This is a genomic window from Micromonospora coriariae (assembly GCF_900091455.1).
In the GTDB taxonomy this organism is placed as follows: Bacteria; Actinomycetota; Actinomycetes; order Mycobacteriales; family Micromonosporaceae; genus Micromonospora; species Micromonospora coriariae.
In genome coordinates this window covers 6,429,781-6,441,408 of sequence record NZ_LT607412.1, presented here as the reverse complement: position 1 = coordinate 6,441,408, position 11,628 = coordinate 6,429,781, and the positions used below count along the sequence as shown (strand labels likewise).

At 71.0% G+C, this 11,628-nt stretch carries 6 protein-coding genes; 5 read left to right on the top strand and 1 reads right to left on the bottom strand.

Annotated features, from left to right (window positions below):
* Nucleotides 1-42 precede the first annotated feature (42 nt).
* Entirely contained in the window at nucleotides 43-2,043 is a 2,001-nt protein-coding gene (locus tag GA0070607_RS30035; protein WP_089022191.1) for a sulfatase-like hydrolase/transferase, read from the top strand.
* A gap of 163 nt (nucleotides 2,044-2,206) precedes the next feature.
* Nucleotides 2,207-3,490, top strand: a complete 1,284-nt coding sequence (locus GA0070607_RS30030) for a citrate synthase (protein WP_089021212.1) — start codon at nucleotides 2,207-2,209, stop codon at nucleotides 3,488-3,490.
* A 182-nt stretch (nucleotides 3,491-3,672) separates the two neighbouring features.
* On the opposite strand, the gene GA0070607_RS30025 is transcribed toward GA0070607_RS30030, so the two are convergent.
* Entirely contained in the window at nucleotides 3,673-5,076 is a 1,404-nt protein-coding gene (locus tag GA0070607_RS30025) for a glycosyltransferase family 4 protein (RefSeq protein WP_089021211.1), read from the bottom strand.
* Between the two features lie 330 nt (nucleotides 5,077-5,406).
* Here GA0070607_RS30025 and glgX point away from each other — a divergent pair, with 330 nt between their 5' ends.
* Genes glgX through treZ form a run of 3 tightly spaced genes read left to right on the top strand, consistent with a single transcriptional unit; the run spans nucleotide 5,407 to nucleotide 11,571 of the window.
* The gene (gene glgX, locus GA0070607_RS30020) at nucleotides 5,407-7,524 is read left to right on the top strand and encodes a glycogen debranching protein GlgX (protein WP_089021210.1); all 2,118 of its coding nucleotides are present in this window, start codon (nucleotides 5,407-5,409) and stop codon (nucleotides 7,522-7,524) included.
* Nucleotide 7,525: 1 nt separating this feature from the next.
* Entirely contained in the window at nucleotides 7,526-9,850 is a 2,325-nt protein-coding gene (gene treY / locus GA0070607_RS30015) for a malto-oligosyltrehalose synthase (protein ID WP_089021209.1), read from the top strand.
* Nucleotides 9,847-11,571 carry a malto-oligosyltrehalose trehalohydrolase gene (treZ, locus tag GA0070607_RS30010; RefSeq protein ID WP_089021208.1) on the top strand — a complete coding sequence of 575 codons (1,725 nt, stop codon included), beginning with the start codon at nucleotides 9,847-9,849 and terminating at the stop codon, nucleotides 11,569-11,571. Before treY ends, treZ begins: the two co-directional genes overlap by 4 nt.
* Nucleotides 11,572-11,628 lie beyond the last annotated feature (57 nt).

Sequence of the window (11,628 nt, the reverse complement as noted above, 5' to 3'; positions counted from 1 at the left end):
CCAGCGTCGGCACTCCCGCCGGGCGCGCCGGCCGCGAAGCCGGTGACCGGGCGGTGGGACCGGGGCTGGCGCGGTGAGCTGTGCCGCCTGCTGGAGGTGGTGGCGCTGGTCGGGCTGGTGGTGACCCAGCCGCTGCTGGACGTGCTCGGCCGCAGTCCCGACTTCTTCCTCTTCCACCGGGCCGACCCGGGGCAGATCCTGCTGCTGCTCGCCCTGGTGGCGGTGGTGCCCACAGTGCCGGTGGCTTTGCTCGGTTCACTGAGCCGCCTCGCCGGCCGGAACGCTCGCGCGCTCACCCACACCGGGCTGGTCGGGCTGCTGCTGGCCGCCCTGGCCGTGCAGGTGGGCCGGCACGTGACGCCGCTTCGGGGCGTACCCCTGCTGCTCGTCGCGGGCCTGGCCGGCGTGGCCGGCGCGGCCGCGCACCGGCGGTGGCGGGCGCCGAGCCGGGTGCTGCGGCTGGCCGCCGTCGGGCCGGTGGCCTTCGTGGCGCTCTTCCTGCTCGGCTCACCCGCCTCGGCGGTGGTGCTGCCGCACGGCGACGGCGGCGCGGCCGGCACCGCGCAGGGTACGGGCGGCCACCCGCCGGTGGTCATGCTGATCCTCGACGAACTGCCGCTGGTCAGCCTGCTCGGCGGCGACGGGCGGATCGACGCGGCCCGGTACCCGCACTTCGCCGAGCTGGCCGGGGGCTCGACCTGGTACCGCAACGCCACCGGGGTCAGTGGCTGGACGCCCAACGCGTTGCCGGCGATGCTCACCGGGCGCTACCCGGCGCGGTCCGTCGCGCCGCACTACTCGCAGTACCCGGACAACATCTTCACCGCCTTCGGCGGCCTGTACGACATCCGCGCCGAGGAGAGCATCACCCGGCTCTGCCCGCCCAGCCGCTGTGAGCAGCCGGTCGCGCCGGAGCAGGGGCTCGGCGTGCTCGTGCGGGAAACCGGCAAGCTGCTCGGCCAGGTCGCGGGGCCGACGCCCACCCGGGTCGACCCGGAGGACTCCTACCGGGAGAAGACCCGCGCCGAGGCCGGCCTGGACGCCGCCGAGCCGGTGCCGGCCGATCCGAAGTTCCGCTGGGACAGCCTGGACGACAACCAGCCGGCCCGGTTCACCAGCTTCCTGGCTGGTCTGAAGCCGGCATCCCGACCGACCCTGCACTTCCTGCACCTGCTGATGCCGCACTCGCCGTGGGCGTACCTGCCGTCCGGCGCGCGGTACGACGCCCCGGAGGACCTGCCCAACGACGGCGCCGGCTGGGTCGAGCTGGCCCGACAGCGGCACCTCGCCCAGCTCGGCTACACCGACCGGCTGATCGGCGAGACGCTGCGCACCCTGCGCGGCAGCGGCCTCTACGACCAGGCCCTCGTCGTGGTCACCGCCGACCACGGGGTGAGCTTCCGGGCGGGTGCCCAGGGCCGGGGGATGGACGCCATCAAGGCCGCCGCTGGCGAGGTGGCGTGGGTGCCGATGTTCGTCAAGGAGCCCGGGCAGCGGTCCGGCCGGGTGGACGACCGCAACTGGGAACACGTCGACCTGCTGCCGACCGTGGCCGACGAGGCGAGCATCCGGCTGCCGTGGCGGGTCGACGGCCGCTCCGCCCGGCAGGCCCCGCGCACCGACGGCACGAAGCACTTCTACGACCGCCCCGGCGAACCGGTCACCTTCCCCGGCGGGGTGCCCGCCCCACCGCCACTGCCGCCACCGCATCCCCTGGTGGGCACCGAGGTACGCGCCGGTCCGGCCGGGGGCAGCGCCAGGGTGGCCGACCTGGCCGCCTTCCGGGCGACGGATCCGGACACCGGCACCCTGCCGGCGCTGGTCTGGGGCGACGTGCCGGACCGGATACCGGACGGCACGCTGCTGGCGGTGGCGGTCAACGGCCGGATCGGAGCGGTGGTGCCGGTGGTGCCGGCCGATCCCGGTGGACGCCGATTCGCCGCGCTGCTCACCGACGACCAGCTGTTCCGGGCCGGCACCAACCAACTCGACGTCTACCAGGTGGCGGCGGACGGTACGCTGCGACGCCTCGCGCTGTCCTGAGCTGGGCTCGCTGTGGTTTCGCAGGGGTTTCCCGGCGGTCCGGTCGGGAATCGGGTGACGCATACCTCACCGCAGAACCACGGCGGGCGGTGTCGACCGAGCCGCAATTACGGTAGAAGCGAAGGCAATTCAACGTAGATCTGCCGGCGAAGCGAGGAACCACATGACGGAAGTCAAGCTCGATCACCCCGGTGGGCAGCTGTCGATGCCGGTGCATCCTGCGGTCGAGGGCCCCGCCGGTATCGGGGTGAGCAAGCTGCTGAAGGAAACCGGGATGACCACGTACGATCCCGGTTTCGTGAACACCGCGGCTGCCTCATCCGCGATCACCTACATCGACGGCGACGCGGGGATCCTGCGTTACCGGGGATACCCGATCGAGCAGCTGGCCGAGAAGTCCTCCTTCCTGGAGGTCTCGTACCTGCTCATCTACGGTGAGCTGCCGACCGAGCAGCAGCTGACCGAGTTCACCGAGTGGATTCGGCGGCACTCGCTGCTGCACGAGGAGATGCGCCGCTTCTTCGACGGCTTCCCCCGCGACGCCCACCCGATGGCCGTGCTCTCGTCGGCGGTCAGCGCCCTCTCCACCTTCTACCAGGACAGCCTGGACCCGTTCGACTCCGAGCACGTGGAGATCTCGACGGTCCGGCTGATGGCGAAGGTGCCGACCATCGCCTCGTACGCCTACAAGAAGTCCATCGGGCAGCCGCTGCTGTACCCGGACAACTCGCTGGGGTACGTGGACAACCTGCTGCGGATGACGTTCGGCGTGCCGGCGGAGCCGTACGAGGTCGACCCGGTGATGTCGAAGGTGCTGGACATGCTCTTCGTCCTGCACGCCGACCACGAGCAGAACTGCTCCACCTCGACCGTCCGGCTGGTCGGCTCCAGCAACGCCAACCTGTTCGCCTCGGTCTCCGCCGGCGTCAACGCGCTGTTCGGCCCGCTGCACGGTGGCGCCAACCAGGCCGTGTTGGAGATGCTCCAGCAGATCCACACCGGCGACGACGACGTCCGCTCCTTCGTCCGCAAGGTCAAGAACAAGGAGGACGGCGTCAAGCTGATGGGCTTCGGCCACCGGGTCTACAAGAACTACGACCCGCGGGCGGCGATCGTCAAGAAGGCCGCGCAGGACGTGCTGGGCCGGATGGCCAAGCCGGACCCGCTGCTGGACATCGCCATGGAGTTGGAGGAGATCGCGCTCGCCGACGACTTCTTCGTCTCCCGCCGGCTGTACCCGAACGTGGACTTCTACACCGGCCTGATCTACAAGGCCATGGGCTTCCCGACGAAGATGTTCACTGTGCTCTTCGCGCTCGGCCGGCTCCCCGGCTGGATCGCCCAGTGGCGCGAGATGATCAACGACCCGGAGACCAAGATCGGCCGTCCGCGGCAGGTCTACGTCGGCTCCGCCGAGCGGGACTACGTCCCCTTCGCCGACCGCTGACCGCGTAAGGAAGGGCCCCTTCTTAACGCCTCGTGTAGAGGAAGGGCCCCTTCTTAACACTCCGATAGGCCAAGGGCCGCCGACTCATGGTCGGCGGCCCTTGGCCTGCGTTCAGTAGTGCGGTTGTTAATAGGGGGCCCTTTCTCTACCGCAGGCGTTAAGAAGGGGCCCTTCCTTACACCTCAGCGCAGGCCGGCGGCGGCCAGCAGGTTGCCGTCGGGGAGCGCGGGCAGGGTGCGGCCCTGGGACATGCGCTGGTCGGCGCGCTGGGCGGTGAACGCGGCATCGGTCGCGATGGCGGCGGCGTAACCGGCGGCGGTGCGCTGAGCGATTGCCGACCAGCCGTACTGGTCGTGCACCAGCTGCCGGGCACGGCGGGCCAGCGCGCGGGCGCGGTCCCGGTCCGACAGCAGCGCGTGCACGGCGTCGGTCAGCCCGTCCGGGTCGTGCGGCTGGAAGGTCATCCCGGTCACCCCCGGCTCGACGATCTCCGCCAGGCCGCCGGTGGCGGCCACCGCCAGCGGTGCCCCGGCCGCGGCGCCCTCCAGGGCCACCATCCCGAACGGCTCGTAGATGCTCGGCACCGCGAAGCAGTCGGAGGCGGCCATCAACGCCGGCAGGTCGGTGCCGCCCAGGAAGCCGGGCATGGTGACCATGCCGCCCAGGCCACGGCGGTGCACCTCGGCCTCCAGTTCCGCGCGGTACGGGCCGTCGCCGGCGATCACGGCACGCAGCCCGGGGTGGAGTTCCCGCAGCCGGGGCAGCGCGGCGATCAGGTGCTGCACGCCCTTCTCGTACACCAGGCGGCCGGCGAAGGTGACCAGCGGGCCGTCGTCGGCGAAGCGGGCGCGGGCTGCGGCCACGGCACGCGCGGGCACCCGCCAGCGGTGCGGCTCCACCCCGTTGGCGACCACGTCGACCCGGCCGGCCGGTACGCCGAACAGCGCGTTCACCTCGTCGCGCATGTAGCCGGAGCAGACGATCACGCGGTTGGACTCGTTGCTGAGCCAGTGTTCGACGCCGTGGATGGTGCGGTTCATCTCTTCGGGCAGCCAGCCTTGGTGTCGGCCGGCTTCGGTGGCGTGGATGGTGCTCACCAGTGGGAGGTCCAGGTGGTCGCGCAGCGTGATGGCGGTGTGGGCGACGAGCCAGTCGTGGGCGTGGATGACGTCGTAGGTGCCGGCTTGGGTGGCGCGTAGGGCGGTGCGGGTGAGGGTGTGGTTGAAGGCCATGGTCCAGGCGAGTAGGGAGTTGGTGGCCAGGGGGAAGGTGACGGGGTCTTCGGGGGCGCGCAGGATGCGTACGCCGTCGGCGTATTCCTCCAGGGGTGCGTCGTCGGCGTGGCGGGTGATGACTGTGACGTCGTGGCCGGCGGCGGCGAGGGCGACGGAGAGGGCGTGGACGTGTCGGCCGAGACCGCCGACGAGCACCGGCGGGTACTCCCACGACAGCATCAGGATGCGGCGGGTCTGCGGCGGCACCCCCGGGCCGGACTGCGCCGGAACCTGGGGCCGGGAGGTGAGGGTGGGTCGGTGGACCCGGTCCGTGGCGCCGGCGAGCTGCTCGCCGACCCGCAGGGTCGTCACATCAATCTCCGTCCATGCATGGTGGTACGCGCCGGCGTCGGTGGCGGCGAAGCGGGAGGTGTCGGGGTGGCCGAAGGCCGAGTAGGGGTACGCGCGGGCGCGTCCCCGAACAAGCAAAGGGCATCGAGCGCCGTCGCGCATCCCGAGAGGGGCCAAGGTGACGGAAGACACCTGAAGGTTTGGCGCGCATCAGACAGGTGGATTCCGGGCATCCCCTGAAAGGATGGATTGACGCGAAGGGGCGAGGGGCAATACCGGCATGCGCGCTGGCGGGCACGCCGGTGCACTGGTGGCGCGGTGCGCACATGATCACGGTGCTGAAGGAGCGACATGCAGGTCTGGCCGGGCGATCGGTACCCCCTGGGCGCCACCTACGACGGGATGGGCACCAACTTCGCCATCTTCTCCGAGCTGGCCGACCGGGTGGAGCTGTGCCTCTTCGACGAGTGGGACACCGGCGCCGAGCTGCGGGTCGAGCTGCGTGAGGTGGACGCCTACGTCTGGCACGCGTACCTGCCGGGGATCGAGCCGGGACAGCGCTACGGCTACCGGGTGCACGGGCCGTACGACCCGGCGAACGGGCTGCGCTGCAACCCGCACAAGCTGCTGCTCGACCCGTACGCCAAGGCCATCGACGGCGACGTGACGTGGGGCCCGGCGGTCTACGACTACGACCTGGAGCACCCGGAGCGGATGTCGGAGACCGACTCGGCGGCGTTCATGCCCAAGTCGGTGGTGGTCAACCCGTACTTCGACTGGGGCAACGACAAGCCGCCGCGCACCCCGTACCACCACTCGGTGATCTACGAGGCGCACGTACGGGGGCTGACCATGCGCCACCCGGACATCCCCGAGGAACTGCGTGGGACGTACGCGGGCATCGCCTCCCCGCCGATGATCGAGCACCTGACCCGGCTCGGCGTGACCGCCATCGAGCTGATGCCGGTGCACCAGTTCATTCACGACCACCGGCTGGTCGATCTGGGACTGCGCAACTACTGGGGCTACAACACCATCGGCTTCTTCGCCCCGCACCACGGCTACTCCGCGCTGGGCCGCCTCGGCCAGCAGGTGCAGGAGTTCCGCGGCATGGTCAAGCGGCTGCACGCGGCCGGCATCGAGGTCATCCTCGACGTGGTCTACAACCACACCGCCGAGGGCAACCACCTCGGGCCGACGCTGAGCTTCAAGGGCGTGGACGCCCCCAGCTACTACCGGCTCAGCGAGGAGGACCGCCGCTACTTCGTCGACTACACCGGCACCGGCAACAGCCTCAACGTGCGCAGCCCGCACTCGCTTCAGCTGATCATGGATTCGCTGCGCTACTGGGTGCAGGAGATGCACGTCGACGGCTTCCGCTTCGACCTGGCCGCCACCCTGGCCCGGGAGTTCTACGAGGTCGACCGGCTCTCCACCTTCTTCGAGGTGGTCCAGCAGGACCCGGTGGTCAGCCAGGTCAAGCTGATCGCCGAGCCGTGGGACGTCGGCCCCGGCGGCTACCAGGTGGGCAACTTCCCGCCGGTGTGGACCGAGTGGAACGGCAAGTACCGCGACACCGTGCGGGACTTCTGGCGCGGTGAGCCGGCTACCCTGGCCGAGTTCGCCTCCCGGATCTCCGGCTCCGCCGACCTCTACCAGGATGACGGCCGCCGGCCCTTCCACAGCATCAACTTCGTCACCGTCCACGACGGGTTCACGCTCAACGACCTGGTGTCGTACAACGACAAGCACAACGAGGCCAACGGCGAGGACAACCGGGACGGGGAGAGCCACAACCGGTCCTGGAACTGCGGCGTCGAGGGCGACACCGACGACGAGGCGGTGCTCGCCCTGCGGGCCAAGCAGCGGCGCAACTTCCTGGCCACCCTGATGCTCTCGCAGGGCGTGCCGATGATCGGCCACGGCGACGAGCTGGGCCGCACCCAGCGGGGCAACAACAACGCCTACTGCCAGGACAGCGAGCTGGCCTGGGTCGACTGGGACAACGCCGACTCGCACCTGCTGGAGTTCGTCCGGACGCTTACCGCGTTCCGGGCCCGGCACCAGGTGTTCCGCCGCCGCCGGTTCTTCACCGGCCTGCCGGTCGGCGGCCGTGAGGTCGACGAGCCGTTGCCGGACCTGGCCTGGTACACCCCGGACGGGCGGGAGATGACCGGCGAGGACTGGGGCAACGACTTCGGCCGCTCGGTGGCGCTCTTCGTCAACGGCGAGGGCATCCGCGAGCGCGGCCAGTACGGCCAGCGCCACCACGACGCCTCGTTCCTGCTCTGCTTCAACGCCCACGACGCGCCGCTGGACTTCACCATGCCCGGCAGTGAGTACGGCCAGAAGTGGGAACGGGTGATCAGCACCGCCGAACCCGAACCGGACGACGTCACGGTCGTCAGCGCGGGTGGCACCGTCCGGGTGCCGGACCGTTCTCTGGTGGTGCTGGAGAGGATGATCTGAGATGGCGGTGCCCCCTCACCCCAACCAGAAGACGCCGACAGCCACCTACCGGGTGCAGGTCCGCCCCGGTTTCGACCTGGACGCCACCGCCGGGATCGCCGACTACCTCGCCGACCTCGGCGTCAGCCACCTCTACAGCGCGCCGCTGCTGACCGCCACCCCCGGCTCCGCGCACGGCTACGACGTGGTCGACCACCGCGCGGTCAACCCGGAGCTGGGCGGCGAGGCGGGCCGGCAGCGCCTGCTGCGGGCGCTGCGCGACAAGAGGCTCGGCCTGGTCGTCGACATCGTGCCCAACCACGCCGGGGTGGCCGTGCCGCCGGCCAACCCCGCCTGGTGGGACGTGCTGCGCCGGGGTCGCTCCTCGGCGTACGCCGACTGGTTCGACATCGACTGGGACCGGGGCCGGCTGCTGCTGCCGGTGCTGGCCGACACGCCGGACGCCCTGGACGACCTGAAGGTGGTCGACGGGGAGCTGCGCTACCACGAGCACCGGTTCCCGATCGCCGACGGCACCGGCGACGGCAGCGCGCGCGAGGTGCACGACCGGCAGCACTACGAGCTGGTCTCCTGGCGGCGCGGCGACGCCGAGCTGACGTACCGCCGATTCTTCGCCGTTTCGGACCTGGCCGGGCTGCGGGTGGAGGACCCGGCGGTCTTCGCCGCCACCCACGAGCTGATCCTGCGCTGGGCCGCGGCCGGGGAGGTCGACGGCATCCGGGTCGACCACCCGGATGGCCTGCGCGACCCCGGCGGCTACCTGACCCGGCTGCGGGAGGCCGCGCCGCAGGCCTGGCTCGTGGTGGAGAAGATCCTGGAGTACGGCGAGGAGCTGCCGGACTGGCCGGTGGACGGCACCACCGGCTACGACGCCCTCGCCGCCGTCACCGGGCTCTTCGTCGACCCCGACGCCGAGGGCGACTTCACGGTGCTGGACACCCGCCTCGTCGGGCGCCCCACCTCCTGGGAAAATCTCACCCACGACACGAAGCTGGCCGCCGCCACCCGGCTGCTCGCCGCCGAGCTGACCCGGCTGGCCGCGCTCGCCCCCGAGGTGCCGACCGAGCGGGCGCGGGCGGCCCTCGCCGAGTTGGCCGCCGCGTTCGCCGTCTACCGCGGCTACCCGCCGCACGGCGCCCGGCACCTCGCCGCCGCCCGCTCCGAGGCGGGCCGACGCCGCCCCGACCTGACCACCGCCCTGGACGCGGTCACCCGCCGGCTGCGCGACCCCGACGACGAGCTGGCCCAGCGCTTCCCCCAGTTCACCGGCGCGGTGATGGCCAAGGGCGTGGAGGACACCGCCTTCTACCGGTGGAGCCGGTTCGTGGCGCTCAACGAGGTCGGCGGCAGCCCCGCCCACTTCGGGGTGCCGCCGGCGGAGTTCCACCGCTTCGCCACCGCCCGGCAGGTCCGCTGGCCGGCCAGCATGACCACCGTCTCCACCCACGACACCAAGCGCGGCGAGGACGTCCGCGCCCGGCTCGCCGTGCTCAGCGAGCTGCCGCAACGCTGGGGCGAGCAGGTCACCGCCTGGATGGCGTACGCCCCGCTGCCCGACCCGGCATTCGCCCACCTGCTCTGGCAGACCGCCGTCGGCGCCTGGCCGATCGAACGGGAGCGGCTGCACGCGTACGTCGAGAAGGCCGCCCGGGAGGCGTCGACCTCGACCAGCTGGGCGGACCCCGACCCGGCGTTCGAGCAGGCGATGCACGCCGTGGTCGACGCCATGTACGACGACCCGAGCCTTAACGACGAGCTGACCGAGTTCGCGGCCGCCATCACCCCGGCCGGCCGGTCCAACTCGCTCGGCCAGAAGCTGGTGCAGCTCACCATGCCCGGAGTGCCGGACACATACCAGGGCACCGAGCTGTGGGACAACTCCCTCGTCGATCCCGACAACCGCCGCCCGGTCGACTTCTCCGTACGCCGGGAGATGCTGGCGCGTCTGGACGGCGGCTGGCGTCCCCCGGTGGACGACAGCGGCGCCGCGAAGCTCCTGGTGGTCTCGCGGACCCTGCGGCTGCGCCGGACGCACCCGGAGCTGTTCAGCGGCTACCGGCCGGTGCCGGCGCACGGGCCGGAGGGCCGGTACGCGATGGCGTTCGACCGGGGCGGCGCGATCACGGTGGCCACCCGCCTGCCGCTGGGCCTGGCCCGCGCCGGTGGCTGGTGCGACACAGTCCTGTCGCTTCCCGTTAACGAGGTGAAGGACCTGTTCACCGGCCGGGTCTACAGTGGCGGAGAGACCTCCCTGGCCGATCTGCTGGCCGACTATCCCGTCGCACTGCTGGCTCCTCCCACCGCTTCCGTGGAGGCTGCGAGATGACCGAATTCACCGTGTGGGCGCCGGACGCCACCCGGGTCCGGCTGCGCCTGACCGGCGACGTCGACCACGAGATGCGCGCCGCCCCCGACGGCTGGTGGCGGATCGAGGTGCCCGACGCCGGGCTGGACTACTCCTTTCTGCTGAACGACGACGAAACCCCGCTGCCCGACCCCCGGTCGCCGTGGCAGCCTGCGGGAGTGCACGGGCCGAGCCGCCGCTACGACCATTCCGCCTTCGAGTGGACCGACGACTCGTGGACGGGCCGGCAACTGCCCGGCAGCATTCTCTACGAGCTGCACATCGGCACCTTCACACCGGAGGGCACCTTCGACGCGGCCATCGACCGCCTCGACCACCTCGTCGAGCTGGGCGTCGACCTGATCGAACTGCTCCCGGTCAACGCCTTCAACGGCGAACACAACTGGGGGTACGACGGCGTCTGCTGGTACGCCCCACACCAGCCCTACGGCGGCCCGGACGGCCTGAAACGCCTCGTCGACGCCGCCCACGCCAAGGGGCTGGGGGTGATCCTCGACGTCGTCTACAACCATTTCGGGCCCTCCGGGGCCTACGCGCCGCGGTTCGGGCCCTACCTCGCCGAGCAGAGCAACACCTGGGGCCGCTCGATCAACCTGGACGGCCCGCACTCCGACGAGGTACGCCGCTACATCATCGACAGCGTGCTCATGTGGCTGCGCGACTACCACGTCGACGGCCTACGCCTGGACGCCGTGCACGCCCTGCCCGACTCGCGGGCTGTTCCGATTCTGGAAGAGCTGGCTGTTTCCGTTGAGTCTTTGTCGACGCACCTGGGGCGGCCGCTGTCGCTGATCGCCGAATCCGACCTCAACGATCCACGGCTGATCACCCCTCGGGAGGCGGGCGGCTTCGGGCTGCACGCCCAGTGGAACGACGACGCCCACCACGCGCTGCACACGCTGCTGACGGGGGAGCGGCAGGGGTACTACGGGGATTTTGGGTCGCTGGAGGCGCTGACGGACGTGCTGACCGGCGGGTTCTTCCACGCGGGCACCTGGTCCAGCTTCCGCAACCGGCACCATGGGCGGCCTGTTGATCCTCGGCTGCCTGGGCACCGGTTCGTGGCGTACCTGCAGAACCATGACCAGATCGGCAACCGGGCTACCGGGGATCGGATCTCTGCTTCGTTGTCGCCCTCGCTGTTGCGGGTCGGGGCGGTGCTGCTGTTGACCGCGCCGTTCACTCCGATGCTGTTCATGGGGGAGGAGTGGGCGGCTTCTACGCCTTGGCAGTTCTTCACGTCGCATCCGGAGCCGGAGTTGGCTACGGCGGTGGCTTTGGGGCGGCGGCGGGAGTTTGCTTCGCACGGGTGGGCTGAGGGGGACGTGCCGGATCCGCAGGATCCGCAGACGTTCGTGCGGTCGCGGTTGGACTGGGCGGAGCTGGACAAGCCGGAGCACCGGGAGATGTTCTCGTTCTACCAGCGGTTGATCGCGCTGCGGCGGTCGCTTCCGGACCTGTCGGATCCTCGGTTGCACGCCGTTAACGTGCAGCATGGGGACCAGTTCCTGCTGATGCGGCGGGGGGACACGCTGGTGGTGGCGAACCTGGCTGGGCGGGGGCAAGGGGTGAGCCTGCCTGGGGTGGCGCGGCGGGTGCTGCTCGCCACGGGGGAGGGGGTCACGGTGATGCGGGACCGGATCGAGCTGCCGGCAGAGACCGCGGCGATCGTGGCGCTCTAAACGAAGGCAATCAGCCATACCGGGACGAACGTTCTAGGCGCTATTGATGCGTTCCGC

What these genes read in the sequence shown, in the direction of transcription:
- GA0070607_RS30030 (WP_089021212.1), top strand. Translation starts at nt 2,207, where the DNA reads ATGACGGAAGTCAAGCTCGATCACCCCGGTGGGCAGCTGTCGATGCCG.
- glgX (WP_089021210.1), top strand. Translation starts at nt 5,407, where the DNA reads ATGCAGGTCTGGCCGGGCGATCGGTACCCCCTGGGCGCCACCTACGAC.
- treY (WP_089021209.1), top strand. Translation starts at nt 7,526, where the DNA reads ATGGCGGTGCCCCCTCACCCCAACCAGAAGACGCCGACAGCCACCTAC.
- treZ (WP_089021208.1), top strand. Translation starts at nt 9,847, where the DNA reads ATGACCGAATTCACCGTGTGGGCGCCGGACGCCACCCGGGTCCGGCTG.